This window comes from Microbacterium jejuense (assembly GCF_039544225.1).
Classification (GTDB): Bacteria; Actinomycetota; Actinomycetes; order Actinomycetales; family Microbacteriaceae; genus Microbacterium; species Microbacterium jejuense.
On the sequence record NZ_BAABLG010000004.1, the window covers coordinates 64,556 to 90,069 of the forward strand.

Consider the following 25,514-nt stretch of genomic DNA (forward strand, 5'->3'; position numbering starts at 1 on the left):
GTTCTGTCATCGTCCGGATTACGGCGAGCTGGGCGAGGTGACCTCGAGGTCACCCGAGATGATCTGCTCCTTCAGCGCGTCGAGCTCGTCGGTCAGCCCGTCGGGCAGCTGCGACTCGAAGTCGTGGAAGGACGACAGGCCCACGCCGTCGTTCTCGAGCGTGCCGACGTACGGGGTGACGTCGAACTCGTCGTTGGCGGCCGCCATCGTCGAGTCGTACACCGCGGTGTCGATGCGCTTCATGATCGAGACCAGCACGAGGTCGGCGACCGAGGAGTCGCTGACGGCCAGGTCGGAGTCCACACCGAGCATCACGGCGCCGTTGTCGGTGTCGCGGATGGCCTGTGCGGCGCTCTGGTAGATCGGGCCGCCGACGGGCAGCAGCACGTCGATGCCCTGGTCGAGAGCGGTCTGCATCGCCTGCTTCGAGTCGTCGTTCGCGTCGAAGTTGTTCGTGAACTGACCGGTCTGCGCGTCGACGTCCCAGCCGTAGGTCGCGACGTTGGCGCCCTTGTCCTCGTTGTACTTCGCGACGCCGTCGACGAAGCCGTCCATGAAGATCGTCACCGGCGGGATCGGGATGCCGCCGACGGTGCCGACGCTGTTCACACCCGACTGCGCCGACCAGGCTGCCGCGGCGTAGCCGCCGAGGTACGCGGCCTGGACCGTGTCGAACAGGAGCGGCTTGATGTTCGGAGCGTCGGTCTTGCCATCGCCCTTGTCGGTGCCGTCGTCGTTCTTGGCGCCCTTGTTGTCGGCCCAGTCGTCGATGATGGCGTACTCGAGGTCGGGGTTGGCCAGTGCCGAGTCGACGGTCGCGGCCGAGAGCTTGAAGCCGACCGAGATGATGAACGTGCAGCCGTCGGCCACGAGGTTCTCGAGGTTCGGGGCGTAGTCGTTGGCCGACTCGGACTCGGCCTGCTTGAGCTTGACGCCGAGCTCGTCGGCCGCCTTCTGCATGCCCTCGAGCGCGGACTGGTTGAACGACTTGTCGTTGAAGCCGCCGTCGTCGGAGACGATGCAGGGCGTGAAGCCCTCGACCTTGGGGCCGGCGTCGCCCGTGCTGGTCGGGTTGTCTTCGGGCGCGGAGCCACAGCCCGCGAGGGCCAGCAGAATGCCCGCGGCAGCGGTGACGCCTACGAGCTTCTTGGTGCGTGAGATGGTCAACTCAGCCTCCACAGGATTCCCCCCGCGTCCTTCACGGGGACTGCACAAAGTTACCCACTGTGTCGGCGCGGTTGCATGCTTCGCGGCCTCCCGTTCGCGAAATGTTGCAAGACCGCAATATGTTGCTCAAATGAGCACGGGATGCCGGCGGCCGCGGCATCCTGTCAGAGCACTTCGCCGCGCCCGCTGAGCTTGAGCGCGTCGACGACTCCCTTGACCCGCTGGGCGTGCTCGCTGGTGGTGACCAGGAGCGCATCCTCGGTGTCGACGACGACGATGTCGCGCACGCCGATGAGGCTGATCACGCGGCGCGTCTGGCTCACCACGATGCCGCTGGCGGCATCCGAGAGGATGCGGGCGTTCTCGCCCAGGATGGCCAGGTCATTCTTGCGGCCGTGCGAGTTGAGCTTGGCGAGGCTGGCGAAATCCCCCACGTCGTCCCAGTCGAAGTGCCCGGGGATCACCGCGAGGCGCCCTTTCTCGGCGGCGGGCTCCGCGACCGAGTAGTCGATCGCGATCTTGGTGAGCGTCGGCCACACGCGGTCCACGACGGGTCCGCGCGCCTCGCGGTCGTCCCACGCCTCGGCGAGGTCCATCAGCCCCGCGTACAGGTGCGGATCGCTCTCGGCGATCTCGCCCAGCAGCACGTCGGCGCGGGCGATGAACATGCCGGCGTTCCACAGATAGTTGCGATCGGCGAAGTACTCCTTCGCGGTGTCGAGGTCGGGCTTCTCGACGAAGCTCTCCACGAGGGCCGCCTCGGGGGCGCCGTCGATCTCGAGCGCATCGCTCTTCTTGATGTAGCCGAAGCCGACGGACGGCTCCGACGGCTGGATGCCGATCGTGCAGATGTAGCCCTCGCGCGCCGTCGCGACAGCCTGGCGCACCGCCCAGTCGAACAGCTGGGGCACGCGGATCACGTGGTCGGCCGCGAACGAGCCGATGATCACGTCGGGCTCGCGACGCGACAGGATCGCCGCCGCGAGGCCGATCGCCGCGGTCGAATCGCGCGGCTCGGACTCGAGGAACACGTTCAGGTCGGCGATCCCCGGCAGCTCCTTCTCGACGGCTGCGCGGTGGGCGCGGCCCGTCACGACGGCGATGCGATCGGGACCGGCCAGGGGCTCCAGACGGTTCCACGTGTCGCGCAGCAGCGTGTGCCCGGAGCCGGTCAGGTCATGCAGGAACTTCGGCGCGTCCGCACGCGACAGCGGCCACAGCCTGCTGCCGATGCCCCCAGCGGGGATGACGGCGTAGAAGTCTTCGATGGGTCCGGACATGCCAGCAAGGGTAGTCGCGGACCGAAACAAACGCGCTTCTTGCCACAGCGGAAGACACCCCCGGATGGAGGGGCGGTAAGGCGGGCCTTCGTCGCCGGTCCCGCGAATGCGGGAATAGGATGAAACACACAGGTTCCAATCAGGGAGGACGGCCGTGTCTGCACCAGCACGCGTCACACCGTCGGTATCCGAGACCACTTCCCGAGTCCCCCGCGGCACCCTGTACCGCGGGAACGAAGGCATGTGGTCGTGGGTGCTGCACCGCATCACCGGGGTCGCGATCTTCTTCTTCCTTCTCGTGCACATCCTCGACACGGCGCTGATCCGCGTCTCCCCCGAGGCGTACGACGCAGTGATCGGCACGTACAAGAATCCGGTGATGGCGCTCGGCGAGGTGGCCCTCGTGGCCGCGATCGCTTACCACGCCTACAACGGGCTGCGCATCATCCTGGTCGACTTCTGGCCGTGGGCCACGCGCCACCAGCGGCAGCTGTGGTGGGGCGTGCTCGGCCTGTGGGCCGTGACGATGCTGGGCTTCGCCCCGCGCCACCTCATGCTCGCGTTCGCGACGGGAGGGGGGCACTGATGACCGCGATCGCCGACCCGCGCGCCCCGCGCGCGGCCGTCCGCCGCAAGGGCCCCAACCTCGAGAAGTGGGGCTGGATGTACATGCGCGCCTCCGGCGTGCTGCTGATCGTCCTGATCTTCGGCCACCTCTTCGTCAACCTGATGGTGGGCGAGGGCATCCACGGCATCGACTTCGCGTTCGTCGCCGGCAAGTACGCCACGCCGTTCTGGCAGTGGTGGGACGTCCTCATGCTGTGGCTCGCCCTCATCCACGGCGCCAACGGCATGCGCACGATCGTCAACGACTACGTCACGCACAACGGCACGCGCCGCGTGCTGGTGTGGGCGCTGTGGCTCGCCGCCGCGTTCCTGATCGTCCTGGGCACGCTGGTCGTGTTCACGTTCGACCCGTGCATCGGCTTCGACGCCGAGACGGCGTCCGACACCATCATCGGAATCTGCGGATAGCGCACGGCGCTCCCCCGGCATCGACATCGAAAGCATCAGCGTGAGCACTGAGACCATCGACAGCTACGTCAAGGACGGCGTCCACTACCACCAGTTCGACATCGTGATCGTCGGCGCCGGCGGCGCCGGCATGCGGGCGGCCATCGAGGCCGGCCCCGGCGCGAAGACCGCCGTGATCACGAAGCTCTACCCGACCCGCTCGCACACCGGTGCGGCGCAGGGCGGCATGGCGGCGGCCCTGGCCAACGTCGAAGAGGACTCGTGGGAGTGGCACACCTTCGACACCGTCAAGGGCGGCGACTACCTCGTCGACCAGGACGCGGCCGAGATCCTCGCCAAGGAGGCCATCGACGCGGTCATCGACCTCGAGAACATGGGCCTGCCGTTCAACCGCACGCCCGAGGGGAAGATCGACCAGCGCCGCTTCGGCGGTCACACCGCCGATCACGGCAAGACGCCGGTGCGCCGCGCGTGCTACGCCGCCGACCGCACGGGTCACATGATCCTGCAGACGCTGTTCCAGAACTGCGTCAAGCTCGGCATCAACTTCTTCAACGAGTTCTACGTCCTCGACCTGATCACGGTCGGCGAGGGCAAGGACAAGCAGATCGCGGGCGTCGTGGCCTACGAGCTGGCCACCGGCGAGCTGCACGTGTTCCAGTCCAAGGCCGTCATCTTCGCGACCGGCGGCTTCGGCAAGATCTTCAAGACGACCTCCAACGCCCACACCCTCACCGGTGACGGCGTCGGCATCATCTGGCGCAAGGGCCTGCCGCTGGAAGACATGGAGTTCTTCCAGTTCCACCCGACCGGGCTCGCCGGGCTCGGCATCCTGCTCACCGAAGGCGCCCGCGGCGAGGGAGCGATCCTGCGCAACGTGACCGGCGAGCGGTTCATGGAGCGCTACGCGCCCACCATCAAGGACCTCGCGCCGCGCGACATCGTGAGCCGGTGCATGGTCCAGGAGGTGGCCGAAGGCCGCGGCGCCGGCCCGCACCGCGACTACGTGCTGCTGGACTGCACGCACCTGGGCGCCGAGGTGCTCGAGACCAAGCTCCCCGACATCACCGAGTTCGCCCGCACCTACCTGGGCGTGGACCCGGTCGTCGAGCCGGTGCCGGTCATGCCGACCGCGCACTACGCGATGGGCGGCATCCCGACCAACAACAACGCCGAGGTGCTCTCCGACAACACGACGGTCGTCCCGGGCCTGTACGCCGCGGGCGAGTGCGCGTGCGTGTCGGTGCACGGCTCGAACCGCCTGGGCACCAACTCGCTGCTCGACATCAACGTCTTCGGCAAGCGCGCCGGCCGCAACGCGGTCGAGTACGTCAAGACCGCCGAGTTCGTCGCGCTCCCCGATGACCCCGCCGCCGAGGTGCGCGGCCTGATCGAGGGCCTGCGCAACAACCAGGGCACCGAGCGCATCGCCGTGCTGCGCAAGAAGCTGCAGGACGAGATGGACCGCAAGGCCCAGGTGTTCCGCACCGACCAGTCGCTGGGCGAGGTGCTCGACGTGATCGAGGAGCTGCGCGAGCGCTATAAGAACGTGCACGTCGATGACAAGGGCAAGCGGTTCAACACCGACCTGCTCGAGGCCGTCGAGCTCGGCTTCCTGCTCGACCTCGCCGAGGTCGTCGTCTACACCGCCCGCAACCGCAAAGAGAGCCGCGGCGGCCACATGCGCGACGACTACCCGAAGCGCGACGACGAGAACTACATGCAGCACACCATGGCGTACCTGTCGGGCGATCCCCACTCGTCGGACGCCTCCGACCACATCAGCCTGGGCTGGAAGCCGGTCGTCTTCACCAAGAACGAGAAGGGCGAGTTGAACTACCCGCCGATGGAGAGGAAGTACTGATGACGCTCGTCGCCGACGCGGACTCCGCCACAGAGACCACCAACGACACCGGCATCCAGTCGTTCCTCGTCACGTTCATCATCCGCCGCTTCGACCCCGAGGTCGATGAAGAGCCTCGCTGGGTGGACTACGACGTCGAGCTGTATTCGACCGACCGCGTGCTGGACGCCCTCCACAAGATCAAGTGGGAGGTCGACGGCTCGCTGACGTTCCGCCGCTCGTGCGCCCACGGCATCTGCGGGTCGGACGCGATGCGCATCAACGGCCGCAACCGCCTCGCCTGCAAGACGCTGATCAAGGACCTCGACATCTCGAAGCCGATCTACGTCGAGGCGATCAAGGGCCTGCCGCTGGAGAAGGACCTCGTCGTCGACATGGAGCCGTTCTTCGCGTCGTACCGCGAGGTGCAGCCGTTCCTGATCGCGAACTCGAAGCCCGAGGCCGGCAAGGAGCGCATCCAGTCGATCGTCGACCGCGAGGTCTTCGACGACACCACGAAGTGCATCCTGTGCGCCGCGTGCACCTCGTCGTGCCCGGTCTTCTGGACCGACGGCCAGTACTTCGGCCCCGCCGCGATCGTCAACGCACACCGGTTCATCTTCGACTCGCGCGACGACGCGGGCGACGTGCGCCTCGACATCCTCAACGACAAAGAGGGAGTGTGGCGCTGCCGCACCACCTTCAACTGCACCGAGGCGTGCCCCCGCGGCATCGAGGTGACCAAGGCGATCGCCGAGGTCAAGCAGGCCGTCCTGCGCGGACGCCCCTGACGCACGCAGAAAGACTCGGATGACCACGTCGCAACGAAGCGACCAGGACAAGCACGACGTCGGCCGCGCGCCTCGCGCCTCCCGTATCGCCGTCACCGCCGCCTACGCCGCCCAGGCGCTCGGCTATGCCGTGCTCGTGACGTCGCTGCCCGCCCTCAAGGCGCGCCAGCAGATCGACGACATGACGATCTCGCTGATCCTCCTCGGCGTGAGCGTCGCCGCGGCGCTCGGATCCGTGCTCGCCGACTTCGTGTCGGTGCGCTGGGGCAGCCGGGCGGCCCTCGCGACGGGTCTCATCATCGAGGCGGCGCTCCTGCCGCTGGTGGCCTTCGAGACGCCCTTCCCGGTGTTCGTCGGAGCCCTCGCCGTGTACGGCGTCGGACTCGGCTGCGTCGACGCGGCCTCGGCCATGCAGGGCGTGCTCGTGCAGCGCTCGTACGGGCGCTCGCTGATGGGCGGCTTCTTCGCGGGATACACCGCGGCGGCCATCGCCGGTGCCCTGCTGGTGTCGGGCGTCGCCGCCTCCGCCGTCGGCGCGGGTGTGGCGATCACCGTCGCCGCCGTCGTGATCCTCGCCGTCGCGCTGGTGGGCACCCGGCTGTTCGCACGCGACGTGCCGGTGGACGAGGCGCTGCCGAAGGCGGAGCGCTCGAAGCTCCCCCGCGCGGGCATCTGGGCGTTCGGCGTCGTGATCCTCGCGGTGTTCGTCGTCGACTCGTCGGTCAGCACGTGGAGCACCGTCTACCTGCAGGACAACCTGCAGGCGCTCGCGTGGGTCGCCCCGCTCGGGTACGCCGTCTACCAGGCGTGCATCCTCGTGACGCGTCTGGCGACCGACCGGCTGCTGCCGATCGTCGGCCGCGTGCGAATGGTGCTCGTCGCAACCCTCGTCTCGATCGTCGGCTGCCTGCTGGTGGCGCTCCTCCCCTTCGCGGCGGCCGCGGTGGCCGGGTTCGCGCTGGCCGGCGTGGCCGTGGGCGTCGTGGTGCCGGTCACCTTCGGCGCGGCGGGCGAACTGGACCCCGCCCACAGCGACCAGGTCATCGCGCGCGTCAACATCTTCAACTACGCCGGCGTCATCGTCGGCGCGGTCCTCGTCGGCATCCTCGCCGGCGGGCCGGGTCTCGGCCTCGGCTTCCTCATCCCCGCCGTGGTCCTGCTGGCGGTGCTGTTCGTGCTGCGCTGGTTCCGCACGTCTTCGTCGGCGAAGGATGCCGCAACCCCGAGCGCGGCGCCCACCGCGTGAAGCGGCATCCGTCGATACTCTGGCTTCCGTGACCGACAAGCGCCACGGAGACACCCGCGTTCAGGCGGACGCGGCCGAACGCGAGGAGGAGTCGCTCCGCGCGCGGTGGGAGGCCACGCAGGAGGACCTGCGCGAACGCTTCGACGAGCCGATCAGCAAGACGCGCGCACTGACGAGGCGGACACTGGCGTGGTTCCCGGTCCGGGTGTGGCGCCACTTCCTGCAGCACAACGGGTTCCTGCTGGCCGCCGGCGTGAGCTACCAGGCGCTGTTCGCGACGTTCGCGGGAATCTACGTGGCGTTCGCGATCGTCGGGCTGTGGCTCGGCGGCAGCCAGGACGCGATCGACGCCCTCATCCAGCTGCTGAACAGCTACATCCCGGGCCTGATCGGCCCCGAGGGCGTCTTCACCAGCGACGAGGTCGCCGCCATCGCGACGAACAGCACGACCGCGCTCGGAATCACCGGCGCGATCGCCCTCGGCACGTTGCTCTGGACCGCGATCGGGTTCATCACGTTCGCGCGCCGCGCCGTGCGCGACATCTTCGGTCTGCCGCCCGACCTGCGCAGCTACTTCCTGCTGAAGGCGCGCGATTTTCTCGGGGCGTTCCTGTTCGCGCTCGCCCTGCTGCTCGGGTTCGCGGCCACCACGCTCGGCACGTGGGCCCTCAAGGCGGTCTTCACCTGGCTCGGCTGGAGCGACGTCTCGGAGTGGTACCAGTACGCGGCGCGCATCGGATCGGTCGTCATCTCGTTCGCCATCTTCAGCGGCGCGCTCGCGGCGTTGATCCGCTTCCTCACCGGAACGAAGCTGAAGTGGCGGCGCATCTGGCCGGGTGCGCTGCTCGGCGGTGGCGCCATCACCGTCCTGCAGCTGTTCACCGGCTGGCTGCTCGTCTACACACCGACCAATGCGCTGCTGGCCACGTTCGCGATCTTCATCGCGCTGCTGCTGTGGTTCCGCATCATCGGGATCATCATGCTGGTGGCGGCATCGTGGGTGGCGGTGGCGGCGAAGGATGCCGACGTGCCGCTGATCCCGCAGTCCGAGGCCGAGCGGCTCGCCGCCGAGCACCAGGCGCTCCTCGTGGCCGCCCGCGTGCGGCTGCGCACGGCGCAGGAGGCGCGGGACTCGGCGACCTGGTTCCAGGCATGGGCCGCCGACCGCGCGGTGCGGGCGGCGGAGCAGGAGCTGTCGCAGGTCGAGGCCTCCGCCCCGCCGTCGGCGGCGTCGCGCGACGCCGGGGCGGCGGTACGAGCGGCGGGTGCGGCATCCCCTCCCCCGGTCCCCAGCGCGACGCCGACCGGCAAGCACCCCCGCGGGAGCTGAATGTCGGCGCCGCCGGATAGTCTGGCGGGCGTGTCTCGCCGCGTCCGCATCGCCTCTGTCAACGTCAACGGAATCCGCGCCGCAGTGCGCAACGGCATGATCGACTGGCTCGACGGCGCCGACGTCGACATCATGGCGCTGCAAGAGGTGCGGGCAACGGGCGAGCAGCTGCACGCGGCGCTTCCCGGGTGGGAGATCGTCAACGACGAAGCCGTCGCCAAGGGCCGCGCCGGCGTGGCCGTCGTCAGCCGCATGCCTGCGGTCGCGGTGCGCCCCGTCCTCGGCCCCGAAGCGCTCGAGGGAGTCGACCGCACGCATTGGGCGGGCCGCTGGATCGAGACGGACTTCGACATCGACGGCGAGCGGCTCACCGTCGTGAGCGCCTACGTGCACAGCGGCGAGGCCGACACCCCGAAGCAGGACGCGAAGTGGGCGTTCCTCGATGCCATGGAGGAGCGGATGCCGCGCCTCGCCGTCGAGCGGCCACTGTCGGTCGTCATGGGCGACCTCAACGTGGGCCACCGCGAGTTCGACATCCGCAACTGGAAGGGCAACGTCAAGCGGGCGGGCTTCCTGCCGCGCGAGCGCGCTTACTTCGACCGCTTCCTCGGTGAGGCGGGCACCGAGGTCACCGGCGTCGACGGCTCGACCGGGCCGGGCCTGGGCTGGGTCGATGTGGGCCGCCGGTTCCACGGCGAGGTCGACGGCCCGTACTCGTGGTGGTCCAGCCGCGGCAAGGCGTTCGACAACGACACCGGCTGGCGCATCGACTACCACCTCGCCACTGCGGCGTTGGCCGAACGCGTGACCGACTACCGGGTGGTGCGCGCACCGTCGTGGGACACCCGCTGGAGCGACCACGCCCCCGTCGTCGCGGACTACACGATCGGAGTCTGAGGCCCGACGCCGCTCAGGCGCGGGCACCCGGCATCCGCTTTATAGACTTGAGCGATGAGCAAACCGCGCCTGTACTCCGGCATGCAGCCCTCGGCCGATTCCCTCCAGATCGGCAACTACATCGGGGCTCTCATGCAGTGGCGCGACCTGCAGGAGTCGTACGACGCGTTCTTCTCGGTGGTCGACCTGCACGCGATCACGGTCGCCCAGGATCCCGCGCACCTGCGTGAGAAGACCCGTCGCACGGCGGCGCAGTACATCGCCGCCGGCATCGAACCGTCGAAGTCGACCCTGTACGTGCAGTCGCACGTGCCGGCGCACGCCGAACTGGCGTGGATCCTGTCGACGATCACCGGCTTCGGCGAAGCCGGACGCATGACGCAGTTCAAAGACAAGTCGTCGCGCTACGGAACCGACGCCACCTCGGTGGGCCTGTTCACCTACCCGGTGCTGATGGCCGCAGACATCCTGCTGTACCAGACCGACATCGTCCCGGTCGGCGACGACCAGAAGCAGCACGTCGAGCTCACCCGCGACCTTGCGGAGCGGTTCAACAGCCGTTTCGGCAAGACCTTCCGGGTGCCGATGCCTGTCATCCAGCAGGACACCGCGCGCATCTACGACCTGCAGAACCCGACCGCCAAGATGTCGAAGTCGGCAGAGTCGGACGCGGGCGTGCTGTGGCTGCTCGATGAGCCGTCGAAGTCGGCCAAGAAGGTCATGCGCGCCGTCACCGACTCGGAAGGCTCGGTCCGCTACGACCGCGAGAACAAGCCCGGCGTCTCGAACCTGCTGGTGATCTACGCGGCGCTGACCGGTCGCCAGATCCCCGCGATCGAGGACGAATACGCCGGCCGAGGGTACGGCGACTTCAAGAAGGGCCTCGCCGAGGTCGTGGTGAACGAGTTCGGCCCGGTGCGCGAGCGTGCGCTCGAACTGCTCGACGACCCCGCCGAGCTCGACCGGGTGCTCGCCGTGAACGCCGCGAAGGCCGAAGAGGTCGCGAACCGCACCCTCGCCGACGTCTACGACAAGGTGGGCCTGCTGCGCCGGGCGCGCTGATCGCGTTGCGAGTGGCCCAGGTGTGGGTGTCGGGACGGCATGGCAGGATGAGCGCATGCCTGAGATGCCGGAGGTGCAGGGGCTCGTCGACTTCCTCGGGGAGCGGCTCGCGGGGGTGCGCATCGAGCGGGCGACCGTCGCGAACATCGCCGCGCTCAAGACGTATGATCCCCCGATCGAGGCGCTGAAGGGCACCGAGATCACCGGCGCCGCACGCCACGGCAAGTTCATCGACCTCGAGACCACGGGCCCGCGCCTGGTGTTCCACCTGGCGAAGGCGGGGTGGCTGCGCTGGTACGACGAGCTGCCCAAGACGATCATCCGCCCCGGCAAGACGCCCATCGCGCTGCGCGTCGCCCTGTCGGACGGCTCCGGCTTCGACCTCACTGAGGCGGGCACCAAGAAGTCGCTCGCGTACTACGTCGTGCGCACGCCGGCCGATGTCCCGGGCATCGCGCGGCTCGGCCCCGACCCGCTCGATCCGGCGTTCACGCGCGACGGCTTCTCGGAGCTGCTCGCCGGCCGCCGCACGCAGATCAAGGGGGTCCTGCGCGACCAGTCGATCATCGCGGGAGTCGGGAACGCGTACTCCGACGAGATCCTGCACGCCGCCAAGATGTCGCCGTACGCGCTGGCCTCGTCGCTCTCGGACGACGACGTGACCCGGCTGTTCGACGCCATGACCTCGACGCTGCGGGATGCCGTGGCCGAGGCATCCGGCAAGCCCCCTGCCGACCTCAAGGACGCCAAGCGCCGCGGCATGCAGGTGCACGGCCGCCGCGGCGAGACGTGCCCGGTGTGCGGCGACGAGGTGCGCAGCGTGTTCTTCGCCGACAACTCCCTGGAGTACTGCCCGACATGTCAGACCGGCGGCAAGATCCTGGCCGACCGTCGTCTGTCGCGCCTGCTGAAGTAGCCGGTCACGCGCCGACCAGCCGCTCCACGAACCAGAACAGGCCGATCGCAGCGACCGCCGCCGAGACCAGCACGGCGACCCACAGCCCGATGCGCGGACGGTGTCGACGCAGCAGCAGGAGGAGCGGGAACACGACCGCGATGATCGTCAGCTGCGCCGCCTCGATGCCGAGGTTGAACACCAGCAGCGCACCGAGCAGCCCCCACGAGAACGGCTCGTCGATGCCGAGCGCACCCGCGAAGCCGATGCCGTGGACGAGGCCGAACGCGAACACGATCCCGACGCGCAGCCAGTCCGCGCGCGTGAACCCCGCACGCGCCGTCCTCGTCGCGGGGACGGTGAGCACCTCGACGTCCGCCCGTTCGAGCACCACCGTGCCACCGGGCGTCCGCGGTGCCGGCGGCACGGCTGCCGGCGCGGCCGCCGGCATCCCTCCGCCTCCCGTCAGCGGCGGGATGCCGCGCGTCCGCCACTGGCCCCACAGGTACCACAGCGCGACGACGGCGATCGAGAGGGCGATGACCGGCTCGATCACGATGGCCGGCACGCCGACGACGCCGAGCGCGGCGAGGATGAAGGTCATCGAGTGCGCCACAGTGAACGCCGTCGCGACGACGATGATGTCGCGCAGGCGCCGCGAGGCGACGATGAGCGCCAGCAGGAAGAGGATGTGATCCAGGCCGAACAGCAGATGCTCGGCCCCGAGCACGAAGAACTCCCCCATGCGCGAGCCCCAGTCCTGGGTGGTCGTCATCGTCGGATCCGTGTCGGTGTCGAGGCTGGCGACCCCCGAACCGGAGAGCAGGTCGTACGTGACGACCGTGGTCGTCTGCCCGCCGGGAGCGGTGCCCGGGAAGAGCTGCGTCGTGATCCGGTAGGCGGCCGGATCCGCGTCTGAGCCATCGCGGCAATCCGCCTCGACGACGAGGTGCACGTGCGGCACGCCCTCGATGAGCCTGATCGCGTACGGCTCGGCCAGCGTGTTCGGGCAGGCCGCGGCATCCTCCCCGTCGCCGGCGACGGCGATCGAGAACCGCGGCAGCACGTACCCGGTGACGGTGTCGGTGTGTTTGTCGAGCACGGCCGTCGTGAGCTTGGCGGGATCCTGGCCGGAGGCCTGGACGTCGTCGTACGCGTCCTGCTCGAACGCGGTGTCGCCCATCTCGCGGGCGCCGTCGATGGCGAGCAGCACGTACTCGAGGTCGAGTTCGGCGCGCACGAGTCCGGGTTCGGGCTCGGTGAGCGCGGCGTACACGGTGGCCGCGTAGTTGTGCGCGGCCGCGGGGGCTGCGGCGAGCAGCACCGCGGCGGCGGCGAGGGCGAGCCCGAGCCCGCCCTTCATCCGCCGCCGCGGCGCGCGTGCGCCCTGAGGCTCAGTACGCACCGAGGTCCTTCCACGCGGACTTCTTGGCGGCGCCCGGTGTCTGATCGCGCGTCCACCACAGCGCCTGATACAGGCGACCGGCGTGGGCGACGGTCTCACCGCCGAGGTACGTCCAGGTCGGCGTCCACGCGGTGACGATTCCCTGCGGTGTGCTCACCTCTCGGCCGAGCTCAGCCCACGCTCCCGTCGTCGAGGTGCCGGGCTTGTCGCCCCGCGTCCACCACAGGGCACGGAACACCCGGCCGTCGTACAGCACCGTCTGGCCTTCGAGGTAGATCGCGCCGGCCTGCCACACCGGCAGCGCCGGGATCGTGGTGGCCGCCGAGACGACGGTGCCGGCCTGCCGCTCGGGATGGGTCGCGGTGACGGCGACGGTGATCCTGGCGCCGTTCAGCTCGGGCCCGACGATGAGCGCGGGCGAGATCGCCCCCGGGATCGCCGTGCCGTCGGCACGCCATTCGTACGAGAACGTCAGGCCTTCGGCATCCCACTTCCCGGGATCCGCGGACAGGATGCCGCCCACCCGCGCCGACCCGGTGATCGAGGGTGCGACGACCGCCGCCGCGGCGGGCTTCACCAGGGTGAAGGTCAGCGTCGTCACGTTGCCCGCGACGTCGTGGACCTCGAGGGTGTTCACGCCGGCGATCGCGCCGAACACGCCCGGACGCACGCCGTTGAGGTCGCTCCACACGTCGTCGACGAGATCCTTGACGACGCCGTTGAGCACGACGCGGTCGATCCGGCCGGCGTCGTACAGCTTGAACGACACCTTCTGGTACGCGCTGCCGGGTGCCGGGATCGTCGACGAGTCGGTCTTGACCGTGACGGTCGGGGCCGTCGTGTCGGCGGGCGGGGCCGCGGTGATCGTGAAGGACGCGTGCGCCTGTCGCGCGGCCGCGTCCGTCGCGGTGTAGGTGAGCGTGTACGTTCCGGCGGCGCGCGGCGTGAACGTGTACCCGCCGCCCTCGACCGGCGTGCCGGCCACCGGCGCCCCGCTCGCGTCGGCGACGTCGACCGCCACCGTCACGAGACTGGAGTTGTCCACCGCCTGCGCGGCCGGCGCCGTGTACGGCTGGCCCGCGACGGCGTCCGCGGACGGCGCCGGGACGACCCGCAGCTGCGGGGGCACGGCGTCGAGCGTCGTGAGCTCGCGCATCGCCGAGCGGTAGACGTTCGCGTCCGATAGCGGGGTGCTGTACAGGCCGGCCTGGGCGATGCGTCCGTTGAGGGTCGCGTCGTCGAGCGCGCCGCTGCCGTTGGCGTCGCCGCCGATCGTCATGTACCGCGCCGCCGCCGTGGTCGGCTTGACGTTGAACGAGACGCCGGATGCCGCGGCCTTCTGCAGACCGTTCACGTAGAGCCGCGCATCCTTCCCGTCGTACCAGCCGGTCACGTGGTACCACGTGCCGTACTCCAGCTGCACGAGCGGACGCGGACTGGCGTACCAGAACTGCAGGTCGTACGTCGAGGCCGACGTCGTCCGTACGGCTTCCAGTCCGATGCCGGCGCCCTGCATGCCGCCGAACACATCGACGTAGCCGCCGACGCCCGCGTCGATCTTGTCGATCTTGAACGTCGCCTGGACGGTGAAGCCGTCCTGCAGCAGCGCGTAGTCCGCGTCGGACCAGGTGCCGGTGCGGTACGCCGTGGCGGCGCCCTCCCGGCCGACCGCCACCGCCTTGCCGACCCCGGCATCGGTCACGACGCTCGCGTCGGCGCCCGCCGTCATCGCCCGCTGGCGCGGCGAGAGGTCGACGGCCGTGCCGCCCTCGAAGCCCACGTCGAGGAGGTCGGGCATCGGCACCTGCTGGAGCAGGTCGTCGAAGGTCAGCGAGTCCGGATCGAACGGCGGCACCTCGGGCTCGGTCGCGCCGCCGGCGACGAACCGCGAGGTGAGCGCGGCCCCCTCCTTGCCCCACGTGTTGATCGGGGTGACCCGCACCTCGTACTCGCGGCCGGCCGTGAGGTTCCACACCTCGTGGTTGCGGCTCGCGGGCATCGGCAGGTTGTAGAAGCCGGACCATTGCAGGAAGGTGTTGACCGTGGCACCGGTCTGCACGTCCACCGTCGTGTAGCGGTACTTGTGGACGATGTCCTGGACCGTGTTCGGAGCAGGGACCGCCTGCGGGAACGCGACCATCGCCTTGTCACTCGCGATGGAGCTCACCGTCACCGCCGAGCCCGCCGGCCACACGGGGGCCGCGGTCTGGCTCGCGCGGAACGTGCTGTTCAGCGGAAAGCGCTCGTCGTAGGACTTGGTGGTGTCGACCGAGTCGGCGACGTCCCAGGTCCATGTCTGGTCGATCCAGCGGTCGGCCAGCAGGTCGTAGTTCTTGATCGTGACCTGCGAGCCGCGCACCTCGACGATGCTCGTCTGCCGGTTGTCGCCCGCGTCGTCGGGCGTGGTGTCGTTCGAGCGGCTGGTCGGGCTGGTGTTGATCACACCGCTCTCGAACTCGTAGTAGGCCAGCGGCGGCGCGTTCACGGTCGTGAAGCCCTGGGCGGCACGGTCACCGCTGCGTCCTTCCTGGCCCTGCCAGATCGACGACGAGATGTTCTGCGGCGTGTGGATGTGACCGGCCCACACGACGGCCTGCGGGTACGCGTCGAAGACCGACTGGAGCGTGTCACCGCATCCGGTCGTGAGTCCGGTGCCGTACCACTCGTTCGAGACGTAGTGCGTGCAGCGCTGCGGGTGGTGCACCAGCACGAACACCGGCTTCGTCGGGTCCTCGGCGGTGTCGGCCGCGAGGCGCTGCTGCAGCCACGCCGACGCGTACGAGTAGTTGCCGGAGTTCGCGACAGTCGGCTTTCCGGTGACGGTGTCGAGTGTCCCGGCGCCGGGCGACACCGTGATGAAGTGGTAGCCGTTGATCACGTAGTCGGCGTTCGGCTTCTGCCCGCCGGTGGACTGCGTGAACAGGTCGTAAGCGGCCAGCGTGCTGACGTCGTGGTTGCCGAGGGAGGCGACGAGCTCGATGCCGTAGCCGGCCTTGGAGTCGATCGTCTGCTTCAGCCCCGCATACTCGGACGCCGTGGCGCTGTTGGTCAGGTCGCCGACGAACAGCGCCGCGTCGGTGCCCTGCTCGTTCCAGAAGTCGTATGCCTCGGCCAGCTCGCTCCAGTTGTCGTGGATGTCGCCGATCGCGGCGAACCGCACGTCGGGCTCCGCGGGATCCACCGGGTCCACGGGGTCCACCGGGTCCACCGGGTCGGTCTCGCGGTCGCCCGTCACCGGGATCGTGTACGTCTCCTGCCCGGTATGGCCGGCGGCATCCGTCGCGGCGAAGGTCACCGTGTAGTCGCCGGCGGCGGCCGGCACGAAGCTGTAGGTGCCGTCGCTGTTCGGGGTGATCGCGGCGACGATCCCGTCGACGCCGGTGACGGTCACCACCACGTCCGCCACGATGCCGGTGTCGTCGATCGCCTGGGCACCGGAGAAGGTGACGGTCTCACCGATCGCGGCGCGCGCGGGCAGCTCGCCGTCGGGCTCGATGATGGGAGCGACGGTGTCCAGGCGCGGCAGACCGAGCCGCGCCAGGCGGTACGCGTCGAGCTCGGACGCGGGCGCCGAGTACAGACGCGCGAGGGCGAGGCGGCCCGAGAACGTCTTGTTGTCGAGTGCGCCGGTCGGGTTGGCGTCGCCGCCGATCGCGAGGTAGCGCGCCGCCGTGTTCGACGGGTCGACGTCGAACACGGCCGTGGTCGTCGAGACGAGGTCGCCGTCGATGTAGAGCTTCGCCTGATCGCCCTGCCAGGTCGCGAGGACGTGGTACCAGGTGCCGTAGTCGAGCGTCGCGGCCGGACGCGTGCCGCTGGAGAGCGTCCACACATCCAGTCGGAACCGTGCGGTGTCGCCGCTGATGCGGTTCGCCTCGAGTCCGAGTCCGCCGCTCTCCTGGCCGCTCACGAGGTCGACGTACGAGCCGGCGATGGCGTCGACGCGCACGACGGTCTCGACGCTGAAGCCGTCGGCGAGCGCCGCGTAGTCGCCGGCGGTGAACGGGGCTGTCTTGTAGGCGGTGGCCGTGCCCTCGGCGCCGGCCAGCACCTTTCGCCCGAGGTCGGCGTCGTCGACGATGCTCGCGGCGGCGCCCGCCGTCAGCGTGCGTGCCTTCGGGGAATGGTCGACGGCGGTGCCGCCGGCGAAGTCGACGTCGAGCAGGTCGGCGGCGGGCAGCGGCTGCCGCAGCTGCTCCAGCGTCAGCGCGGCGGGATCCACCGCCGCCTGTGCGGGCGGGGCGGCCACGACGCCGGCGGCGATGACGCCGGCGACGGCGAGCACCGCGGCGATGCGGGCGAATGGTCGGGAGGGGATGGGGCGGGTCGTCAGCGGGTGCGGGGATGTCGACACGAGGCGTCCTTCGAGAGACCTTGAGGGGAACCCTGACAGCGAATCGGCGCGAGGTGACCGCCACGTGAACGCGACCCCCGCCTGCGGCCTCATGCCGCCCGAACGCCCGATCCGGCCGACCCGCTGTGCACACCGGGCCGCCGGCCAGGGGCGTCAGTGCGGGTCGCGCACCGCGCCCGGCTGCTCGGCCACGCCGGCGGCCTGCGCCTCGAAGGCGATGGTGTGCGGCACGTAGCGGTCCTCGGCGAACTCGATCGGCCGCCCGTTCGAGGCGAAGGTCTCGCGCCGCACCTGCAGCAGCGGGCTCGACCGGCGCACGCCCAGCAGGCGCGCGTCGTCTGTCGATGCCGCCGCCGCCTCGATGCGATGGTTGCCGAACGCGACGGCGATGCCCTCGCCGGCGAGCGCCCGCGTGGTGGAGCGCACGTCGTCGGGCAGCGCGTCCATGATCCCGAGCACCCACGGCGCCCACGTGGAGCGCTCGACCATCACGGGACGGCCGTCGAGCGTGCGCACCCGCGTGAAGTGCAGCACGTCCTCGCCGGTGCCGATGTCGAGCAGTCGCGCCTCGCGGGCCGTCGCGCGCCGCCGGTGACGCTCGACGATCCGGCCCCCGGGGGTGCGGCCGCGACTGGTCGCCCACTGGGTGAACGACCGCATCCGGTCGAAGCCCTGCGTCTGTCCGGGCTGCACGAACCAGCCGGTTCCGGGCCGCGACTCGACGAGCCCGCGGCGCGCGAGCAGCGAGAGCGCGGTGCGCACCGCCCGCCGCGAGACACCGTAGTGGGCGGCGAGCTCGAGCTCGCTGGGCAGGCGCGTGCCGACCGGGAAGTGGCCGCCCACGATGCGGGCCCGCAGGTCGCCCTGGGTGTCGGGCGCTGCGCTGTCGTCCACGGTCCTCCTCCGCCGCCCGTCGGCTCGCGCGACGCTACCACCGACGCGTGACGTCGCTCTGCCGCGACGTCACGCGGTGGCGCTCAGCCCTCCGTGTGCATGAGCACGCGGGCGTCGTCGTCGACCCAGTCCAGCGATTTCGACACGGCCTTGCGCCACTGCCGGTAGCGCCGTTCGCGCTCGTCGGGCGGCATCCGCGGCTCGAAGCGGGCATCCTCTCGCCAGTGCGCGCGCAGCTCGTCGAGGTCGCGCCACACGCCGGTCGCGAGGCCGGCGGCGTACGCGGCGCCGAGCGCCGTCGTCTCGACGACCTTGGGTCGCACGACCGGGATCCCGAGGATGTCGGCCTGGAACTGCATGAGCAGGTCGTCGCGGGTCATGCCGCCGTCCACGCGCAGCTCGTCGAGCGTGCGCCCGGTGTCGGCGACGACGGCATCGATGACGTCACGGGTCTGGAAGGCCGTCGACTCCAGCGCCGCGCGCGCGATGTGCGCCTTGTTGACGTACCGGGTGAGTCCGACCAGCGCACCGCGAGCATCCGGCCGCCAGTAGGGCGCGAACAGCCCCGAGAACGCCGGCACGAAGTATGCGCCGCCGTTGTCGTCGACACTGGCCGCGAGGCTCTCGACGTCCTCGGAGCGCTGGATGATGCCGAGGTTGTCGCGCAGCCACTGCACGAGCGAGCCGGTGACCGCGATCGAGCCTTCGAGCGCGTAGTGCGCAGGCTGATCGCCGATGCGGTAGCCGACCGTCGTGATGAGGCCGGAGCCCGAGCGCACGATCTCGGTGCCGGTGTTCACCAGCAGGAAGTTTCCCGTGCCGTATGTGTTCTTCGACTCACCGACCTCGAACGCGGCCTGGCCGAACGTCGCGGCCTGCTGGTCGCCCAGGATGCCGGCGATCGGCACGCCGTCGAGCACCGAGGGCAGCTGCGAGTGTCCGACGACCTCGGACGAGGAGCGGATCTCGGGCATCATCGCGCGCGGGATGCCCCACGCCGCGAGCATCTCGTCGGACCAGTCGAGGGTGCGCAGGTCCATCAGCAGCGTCCGGGATGCGTTGGTGACATCGGTGACGTGGATGCCGCCACGGGCGCCGCCCGTCAGGTTCCACACGACCCACGTGTCAGGCGTGCCGAACAGCAGCTCACCGGCCTCGGCGGCGGCTCGGGCGCCCGGCACGTTGTCGAGGATCCACGCCACCTTGGAGGCCGAGAAGTACGTGGCGAGCGGCAGCCCGGTGACGTCGGCAAAGCGGTCCGTACCGCCTTCGGCCGAGAGCGCATCGATGCGGGGCTGCGTCCGGGTGTCCTGCCACACGAGGGCGTTGTGGACGGGACGGCCGGTGCGCTTCTCCCACACGATCGCGGTCTCGCGCTGGTTCGTCACGCCGATGGCCGCGACGTCGGAAGCCGTGATCCGTGCCCGCGTGAGGCACGACGCGATGACCCACTCCGCGCTGGTCCAGATCTCGACCGGGTCGTGCTCGACCCAGCCGGCACGGGGGAAGATCTGCTCGTGCTCGCGCTGCGAGACGGCGACGACGGCGCCCTCCCGGTCGAACACGATGGCACGCGTCGAAGTCGTGCCCTGGTCGATCGCCAGCACATGGTCGGACAACGTCGTCTCCTTCTCCCCCGGCGCCGCAGCCGCCGGGTCCGGTGTGCCCGTCAGGCTATCGCCCGCCGGGGCTATCGGGCAGCGGCACCGGCCCACGCGGGGTCGGCGGCATGCACGCGCGCAAGCCCCCGATCGACCTCCGCGGCTACCCGGGCGGCATCCCATCCGAGCACCGGCGCGACGGCCTCGGCGATCTCGGCGGCGGCCTCGCGAGTGGCACCGCCGGTGAAGGCGAGCGACGTGCGCCGCATGAGCAGGTCGTCGAGGTGCACGACCTGCTCGGCGGTCGCGAGGTAGCGCAGCTCGCCCGTGCTGTAGCCGGGCGCGTGCTCGAGCGGCGCATCGGCCGGGTCGGCCGCGACGGCGGAGATGACGGATGCCGCCACCGTGCCGTACCGGTCCAGCAGCGTCGCCACGCGCGCGGCCGGCAGCTCGGCACCGTGGGCGCCGATCCACTGACGACGGGCGCGCTCTGTCGTCGGGAAGCCGCGCCCGCCGCCGATCGGCACGCCCTTGGTGGAGCGACGTCGGGGCTGCGCGAGCTGCTGCAGCGCGCGGTCGGCGAGGTGCTCGGCCGACGCGCGGAACGTGGTCCACTTGCCGCCGACGAGGCTCAGCACCGTCGTGTCGCTGTCGCCGAGCGACTCGGACTCGACGCGGTAGTCGCGCGAAACGAAGCCCGGAGCGAGGTCGCCGTGGCCGGGCAGCGGTCTGACGCCGGCGAACCGGTACACGATCTGGGCGCGGTCGACCGGCATCGCCGGCAGCACCTGCGCGATGAGATCGATGAAGTAGTCCACCTCGGCCTCGGTGCACACGATCGGGTCGCGCATGTCGTGCTCGAGATCGGTGGTGCCCACGAGCACACGGCCCTTCAGCGGATAGATCAGGACGATGCGGCCGTCCTCGTTCTCGAAGAACAGCTCACGGCCGCCGGTCGCGGCCAGCAACTGGGGGTGGTCGAGGACGATGTGCGACCCCTTGGTGCCGCCCATGTAGCGCGTCCGGTCACCGAGCGCGAGGTTCGTGAGATCGGTCCACGGCCCGCTCGCGTTGAGGACGACGGATGCCGCGAACGGCGTCTCCGCCCCTGTCTCGGTGTCGCGCAGCAGCACGTGGCCGCCCTGCGCCCCGACGGCCGCGGTGTAGTTCGCCGCCCGCGCCCGGCTCGCCGTGCCGGCGCCGCCGCCCGCTGCGCGTCCGTCGCGCAGCACGTCGAGCGCGAGGCGCTCGGGGTCGTGCAGCGACGCGTCCCAGTAGGTCGCGGTGTACTTCACTCCCGGGTTGAGGTCAGGAAGCAGGGCGAGCGACCGGCGCCGCCCGTGAAAGGTGTGGCGTGGCACCGAGCCGCCGCGGAACAGCCCGCCGCCGCGCGAGAACGAGTCGTAGATCACGAGGCCGATCTTGATGAGCGCAGCCCCGCGCTCACGTGGGCGGCCCTTGCCGTGGCGGAGGAACCGCAGCGGCGCCGTCAGCACGCCCGAGAACGTCGAGAAGATCGGGATCGTGGTCTGCAGCGGACGCACGTAATGCGGGGCGGTGCGCAGCAGCGCGTTGCGCTCGGTGACGGCCTCGTGCACGAGCCGGAACTCGCCGTTCTCGAGGTAGCGGATGCCGCCGTGGATCATGTGGGACGACGCCGCCGAGGCACCGCTGACGAAGTCGTCGCGCTCGACCAGCGCGACGTCGACGCCCTGCAGCGCCAGATCGCGGAAGGTGGCGAGCCCGTTGATGCCGCCGCCGATGATGAGCACGTCCGCGTACGGTCGCGCAGCCAGTTCGTCGAATCCCCGTGTCGTCGTCAAGAGCCTCACCGTCCCCACCTCCAGGCTAAGCCGACGCGGCGACATCGGGCCGCGCCTCGCCCCGGTCCGGCAGCTTGCCAAGCACCGCCGTTGCGCGAAGGGAAGATCGCTTCATTCGCAGACATGGAATGAATGGTCGGATGCCGCGTTGACTACACTCGAGAGCATCAACGTGCTCCGGGGTCGGTGTGAATCCGAACCGGCGGTGAGAGTCCGCGAGCCGAGGCATCCATCCTGTCGAACAGGATGAGCCGAGGTCGATCCGGTGGAATTCCGGAACCGACGGTGATGCGACGAGCGATCGTCGCTAGTCCGGATGGGAGGCAGCACGGGCGGCGTCGCGCGCGCCGCCGCTTCCCGTTGCCCGGAGCCTCAGCAGATCGAGCGAGAGGACAGGGCCGGATGGCGAGCACTGCCGAACACGACGCGATGCGCCGCGCGCTGGCGATCGCCGCGAACGGCCCGCGAGGCGTGAACCCGCAGGTGGGCGCGCTGCTGCTTTCGCCGGACGGCGACGTGCTCGCCGAGGGCTGGCACCGCGGGGCCGGCACGCCGCACGCCGAGGTCGACGCGCTGTCGAAGCTCGCACCGGGCGCCGCCCGCGGAGCGACCGCCGTCGTCACCCTCGAGCCGTGCAACCACACCGGCCGCACCGGCCCGTGCTCCGAGGCGCTCATCGCCGCGGGCGTGTCACGCGTCGTGTACGCCGTCTCCGATCCGGGCGACCACTCGTCGGGGGGCGCCGTCCGCCTGCGGGCCGCCGGCGTGGACGTCGAGGCGGGCCTGCTGGAGGGCGAGGCGACCGCGCTGCTGGACTCGTGGCTCACCGTGCAGCGGCTCGGGCGACCGCACGTCACCGTCAAGTGGGCGCAGAGCCTCGACGGACGCGCTGCCGCCGCCGACGGCACCAGCCAGTGGATCACCGGCCCCGCGGCACGCGAAGACGTGCACCGCCGCCGCGCCCAGGCCGACGCGATCCTCGTCGGCACCGGCACGCTGCTCGCCGACGATCCCGCGCTCACCGCGCGCCGCCCGGACGGCTCGCTCCATGACCACCAGCCGCGGCCGGTCGTGCTCGGCCGGCGGCCGGTTCCGCCCGAAGCGGCCGTGCGGCGGCATCCTCTCCCCCTCGTCACAGATGACGGGCGCGATCTGCCGGGCCTGCTCGAGGATCTCGGCCGACAGGGCGTGCAGCGCGTGTTCGTCGAAGGCGGCCCCGCGGTGGCCAGTTCGTTCCTGCGCGCCGGCCTCGTCGACGAGGTCCTCGCGTACGTCGCCCCGGTGCTGCTCGGCGGTGACCGGCTCGCGCTGGACGACATCGGCGTGACGACGATCGGGCAGGCGCGACGCCTGGCCGTCGCCTCCGTGAACCCCCTCGGCGACGACGTGCTGTACGTCGCCGTCCCTCGTCAGCCTCAGGACCCCAGCGAAGGAGACGACTGATGTTCACCGGAATCGTCGAAGAGATCGGCGAGGTCACCGCGGTCGAACCCTCGGGCGACGGCGTGCGCGTCACCGTGCGCGGCCCGAAGGCCGTGTCGGATGCCGCACACGGCGACTCGATCTCGGTCAGCGGAGTGTGCCTCACCGTCGTCGACCAGGGCGCCGACTGGTTCACCGCCGACGTCATGAAGCAGAGCCTCGACATGTCGACGCTCGCGGGCGTCTCCCCCGGACGCGCCGTCAACCTGGAGCGCGCGACCGCCGCGCACGGCCGCCTCGGCGGCCACATCGTGCAGGGCCACATCGACGGCACCGGCGAGGTGCTCGAGGTGCGGCCCGGCGCGCAGTGGCAGGTGCTGCGCATCTCGCTTCCCGCCGCCCTCGCGCCGCTCGTCGTCGACAAGGGCTCGATCGCCGTCGACGGCGTCTCGCTCACCGTCAGCGACGCGAGCCCCGCCGCACCCGGCGACGGCTGGTTCGAGGTCTCGCTGATCCCCGAGACGCTCGCCGCCACGACCCTCGGCGCCCGCGTGGCGGGCGACCGCGTCAACCTCGAGACGGACATCCTCGCGCGCCACGTGCAGCGGTTGCTGTCGTTCTCCACAGACTCCACGGAAGGAGGCTCACGATGAGCCTTGCCACCATCCCCGAGGCCCTGGAGGCGCTGCGCGCCGGCCGGCCCGTCATCGTCGCCGACGATGAGAACCGCGAGAACGAGGGCGACGTCATCCTGTCGGCGCAGCTCGCGACGCCCGAATGGGTGGCGTGGACCGTCCGCTGGACGAGCGGCTTCCTGTGCGCGCCGATGCCTGCCGACTGGGCCGACCGTCTCGACCTGCCGCCGATGGTCGAGAACAACGAGGACGCCCGCGGCACCGCCTACACGGTGAGCGTCGACGCGGCCGACCGCATCTCGACGGGCATCAGCGCGACCGACCGCGCCCACACGCTGAATGTGCTGGCCGACCCCGCGTCGACGCCGGTGAGCGTCATCCGCCCCGGTCACATCCTGCCGCTGCGCGCCGTCGACGGCGGTGTGCGCGAGCGCGCAGGCCACACCGAGGCCGCCGTCGAGCTGATGAAGCTCGCCGACCTCGCCCCCGTCGGCGTGATCGGCGAAGTCGTCGCCGAGGACGGCAGCATGATGCGCCTGCCCGGCCTGCAGGACCTGGGCGCCGAGTACGGCATCCCGGTCATCACGATCGAGCTGCTCGCGGCCTACCTCGACGAGCACGCCCCGTGCGACCCGGCCATCCGCAGCGCGCACAAGCGCCGCGTGAGCCTGCGCGCCGAGGCCCACGTGCCGACCGCGCACGGCTCGTTCCGCTTCCTCGCGTACAAGGACCGCATCACCGGCACCGACCACATCGCGGTCGTGTCGGGCGAGCTCGACGAGGCACCGCTCGTCCGCGTGCACTCGGAATGCCTGACCGGCGAGGCGTTCGGCTCGCTCAAGTGCGAGTGCGGCCCGCAGCTGGACGCCGCCCTCGACGCGATCGAGCAGGACGGCGGCGTGGTCATCTACATGCGGGGCCACGAGGGGCGCGGCATCGGCCTCATCAACAAGCTGCGCGCCTACTCGCTGCAGGAGCGCGGCCTCGACACCGTCGACGCCAACCTGGCGCTGGGCCTGCCGGCCGATGCCCGTGACTACGCCGCGGCCGCCGGCATCCTCTCGGATCTGGGTGTCGAGAAGGTGCGTCTGCTGACGAACAACGCCGACAAGGTGAAGCAGCTGCGCGAGCTCGGCCTCGAGATCGTCGAGCAGGTGCCGCTCCTGGTCGGCGTCGGCCCGAACAACCACCAGTACCTCGCCACCAAGCGCGACCGCATGGGGCACATCATCGCCGACGAGGACTTCGCCGACGCCCTCGCGCACATGCACGAGGTGGCAGAGGTCCGCGGCGGCGCCGCACACGAAGAAGGAGCACAGGCATGAGCGGCAAAGGCGCGCCCCAGGCGACCGGGACGGTCGACGCGACGGGTCTCGACGTCGTCGTGATCGCGGGCACGTGGCACGAGACCATCACCGATGGTCTCATCGCCGGCGCCGAGCGCGCACTAGAGGCGTCGTGCGCGACCTTCCGCGTCGTTCGCGTGCCGGGCTCGTTCGAGCTGCCGGTCGTCGCCAAGGCGGCCCTCGAGGCCGGCGCCGACGCGGCGGTGGCGCTCGGCGTCATCATCCGCGGCGGCACGCCGCACTTCGAGTTCGTGTCGAACGCCGCCACCGACGGGCTGACCCGCGTGGCCCTCGACACCGGCAAACCGGTCGGCTTCGGCGTGCTCACGCTCGACGACGAGGCCCAGGGCATCGCCCGCGCCGGGCTCCCCGGCTCGGTGGAGGACAAGGGCTTCGAAGCGGCCGACGCCGCGATCCGCACGGCACTCGTGCTGCGGGCACTTCGACAGGCTCAGTGACCGGCAGCACCCCGAGAAACGAGAAGTGGA

General features: G+C 70.6%; 20 protein-coding genes and 1 riboswitch. Of the genes, 13 read left to right on the forward strand and 7 right to left on the reverse strand.

All coding sequences use genetic code 11. The annotated features are described in order from the left end of the window. Positions 1–18: 18 nt before the first annotated feature. Both ABEA46_RS07905 and ABEA46_RS07910 read right to left on the reverse strand, forming a co-directional pair. Positions 19–1,167: a BMP family lipoprotein gene (locus ABEA46_RS07905; RefSeq protein WP_345543867.1), complete on the reverse strand. Its 1,149-nt coding sequence runs from the start codon at positions 1,165–1,167 to the stop codon at positions 19–21. A gap of 164 nt (positions 1,168–1,331) precedes the next feature. Beyond that, positions 1,332–2,447 (reverse strand): mannose-1-phosphate guanylyltransferase, encoded by a 1,116-nt coding sequence (locus tag ABEA46_RS07910; RefSeq protein ID WP_345543869.1) that lies wholly within the window; start codon positions 2,445–2,447, stop codon positions 1,332–1,334. A 154-nt stretch (positions 2,448–2,601) separates the two neighbouring features. Here ABEA46_RS07910 and sdhC point away from each other — a divergent pair, with 154 nt between their 5' ends. From sdhC to ABEA46_RS07955, 9 genes are read left to right on the forward strand one after another with little or no spacing between them, the layout of a single operon-like run. Then, positions 2,602–3,033 carry a succinate dehydrogenase, cytochrome b556 subunit gene (gene sdhC, locus ABEA46_RS07915; protein WP_345543870.1) on the forward strand — a complete coding sequence of 144 codons (432 nt, stop codon included), beginning with the start codon at positions 2,602–2,604 and terminating at the stop codon, positions 3,031–3,033. Continuing rightward, the gene (locus ABEA46_RS07920; RefSeq protein ID WP_345543871.1) at positions 3,033–3,482 is read left to right on the forward strand and encodes a succinate dehydrogenase hydrophobic membrane anchor subunit; all 450 of its coding nucleotides are present in this window, start codon (positions 3,033–3,035) and stop codon (positions 3,480–3,482) included. Before sdhC ends, ABEA46_RS07920 begins: the two co-directional genes overlap by 1 nt. 40 nt (positions 3,483–3,522) lie before the next feature. Beyond that, a complete protein-coding gene (sdhA, locus tag ABEA46_RS07925; RefSeq protein WP_345543872.1) occupies positions 3,523–5,346 on the forward strand; it encodes a succinate dehydrogenase flavoprotein subunit in 1,824 nt (607 codons plus the stop codon). Further along, positions 5,346–6,116, forward strand: coding sequence for a succinate dehydrogenase iron-sulfur subunit (locus ABEA46_RS07930; RefSeq protein WP_345543873.1), 771 nt, complete (start codon positions 5,346–5,348; stop codon positions 6,114–6,116). Before sdhA ends, ABEA46_RS07930 begins: the two co-directional genes overlap by 1 nt. A gap of 19 nt (positions 6,117–6,135) precedes the next feature. Beyond that, the gene (locus ABEA46_RS07935) at positions 6,136–7,362 is read left to right on the forward strand and encodes an MFS transporter (protein ID WP_345543874.1); all 1,227 of its coding nucleotides are present in this window, start codon (positions 6,136–6,138) and stop codon (positions 7,360–7,362) included. Positions 7,363–7,390: 28 nt separating this feature from the next. Next, on the forward strand, positions 7,391–8,692 hold the full coding sequence (locus ABEA46_RS07940; protein ID WP_345543875.1) for a YihY/virulence factor BrkB family protein: 1,302 nt from the start codon (positions 7,391–7,393) through the stop codon (positions 8,690–8,692). A gap of 30 nt (positions 8,693–8,722) precedes the next feature. After that, the gene (locus ABEA46_RS07945) at positions 8,723–9,589 is read left to right on the forward strand and encodes an exodeoxyribonuclease III (RefSeq protein WP_345543876.1); all 867 of its coding nucleotides are present in this window, start codon (positions 8,723–8,725) and stop codon (positions 9,587–9,589) included. A gap of 54 nt (positions 9,590–9,643) precedes the next feature. Further along, positions 9,644–10,651, forward strand: a complete 1,008-nt coding sequence (gene trpS / locus ABEA46_RS07950) for a tryptophan--tRNA ligase (RefSeq protein WP_345543877.1) — start codon at positions 9,644–9,646, stop codon at positions 10,649–10,651. 55 nt (positions 10,652–10,706) lie between these two features. Next, positions 10,707–11,567, forward strand: coding sequence for an Fpg/Nei family DNA glycosylase (locus ABEA46_RS07955; RefSeq protein ID WP_345543878.1), 861 nt, complete (start codon positions 10,707–10,709; stop codon positions 11,565–11,567). Positions 11,568–11,571: 4 nt separating this feature from the next. Here ABEA46_RS07955 and ABEA46_RS07960 read toward each other — a convergent pair whose 3' ends face one another. The 5 genes from ABEA46_RS07960 to ABEA46_RS07980 all read right to left on the reverse strand — a co-directional run bounded on the left by ABEA46_RS07960 (position 11,572) and on the right by ABEA46_RS07980 (position 21,668). Beyond that, positions 11,572–12,951: a HupE/UreJ family protein gene (locus ABEA46_RS07960; protein ID WP_345543880.1), complete on the reverse strand. Its 1,380-nt coding sequence runs from the start codon at positions 12,949–12,951 to the stop codon at positions 11,572–11,574. Further along, a complete protein-coding gene (locus tag ABEA46_RS07965; RefSeq protein WP_345543882.1) occupies positions 12,941–17,305 on the reverse strand; it encodes a LamG-like jellyroll fold domain-containing protein in 4,365 nt (1,454 codons plus the stop codon). Before ABEA46_RS07965 ends, ABEA46_RS07960 begins: the two co-directional genes overlap by 11 nt. A 153-nt stretch (positions 17,306–17,458) precedes the next feature. Beyond that, the gene (locus ABEA46_RS07970) at positions 17,459–18,199 is read right to left on the reverse strand and encodes a GntR family transcriptional regulator (protein ID WP_345543884.1); all 741 of its coding nucleotides are present in this window, start codon (positions 18,197–18,199) and stop codon (positions 17,459–17,461) included. Between the two features lie 83 nt (positions 18,200–18,282). Beyond that, positions 18,283–19,818, reverse strand: a complete 1,536-nt coding sequence (gene glpK / locus ABEA46_RS07975; RefSeq protein WP_345543886.1) for a glycerol kinase GlpK — start codon at positions 19,816–19,818, stop codon at positions 18,283–18,285. A 71-nt stretch (positions 19,819–19,889) separates the two neighbouring features. Then, entirely contained in the window at positions 19,890–21,668 is a 1,779-nt protein-coding gene (locus ABEA46_RS07980; RefSeq protein WP_425563171.1) for a glycerol-3-phosphate dehydrogenase/oxidase, read from the reverse strand. 124 nt (positions 21,669–21,792) lie between these two features. Then, a riboswitch (FMN riboswitch) is annotated at positions 21,793–21,956 on the forward strand. Between the two features lie 69 nt (positions 21,957–22,025). Here ABEA46_RS07980 and ribD point away from each other — a divergent pair. From ribD to ribH, 4 genes are read left to right on the forward strand one after another with little or no spacing between them, the layout of a single operon-like run. Next, positions 22,026–23,066 carry a bifunctional diaminohydroxyphosphoribosylaminopyrimidine deaminase/5-amino-6-(5-phosphoribosylamino)uracil reductase RibD gene (ribD, locus tag ABEA46_RS07985; RefSeq protein WP_345543889.1) on the forward strand — a complete coding sequence of 347 codons (1,041 nt, stop codon included), beginning with the start codon at positions 22,026–22,028 and terminating at the stop codon, positions 23,064–23,066. After that, entirely contained in the window at positions 23,066–23,698 is a 633-nt protein-coding gene (locus ABEA46_RS07990) for a riboflavin synthase (protein WP_345543890.1), read from the forward strand. The genes ribD and ABEA46_RS07990 overlap by 1 nt, the downstream gene beginning before the upstream one ends. Further along, on the forward strand, positions 23,695–25,005 hold the full coding sequence (ribA, locus tag ABEA46_RS07995) for a GTP cyclohydrolase II (protein WP_345543892.1): 1,311 nt from the start codon (positions 23,695–23,697) through the stop codon (positions 25,003–25,005). The genes ABEA46_RS07990 and ribA overlap by 4 nt, the downstream gene beginning before the upstream one ends. Beyond that, complete coding sequence (gene ribH / locus ABEA46_RS08000; protein WP_345543893.1) at positions 25,002–25,484, forward strand: 6,7-dimethyl-8-ribityllumazine synthase; 483 nt, start codon at positions 25,002–25,004, stop codon at positions 25,482–25,484. The genes ribA and ribH overlap by 4 nt, the downstream gene beginning before the upstream one ends. The last annotated feature ends 30 nt before the right edge of the window (positions 25,485–25,514 follow it).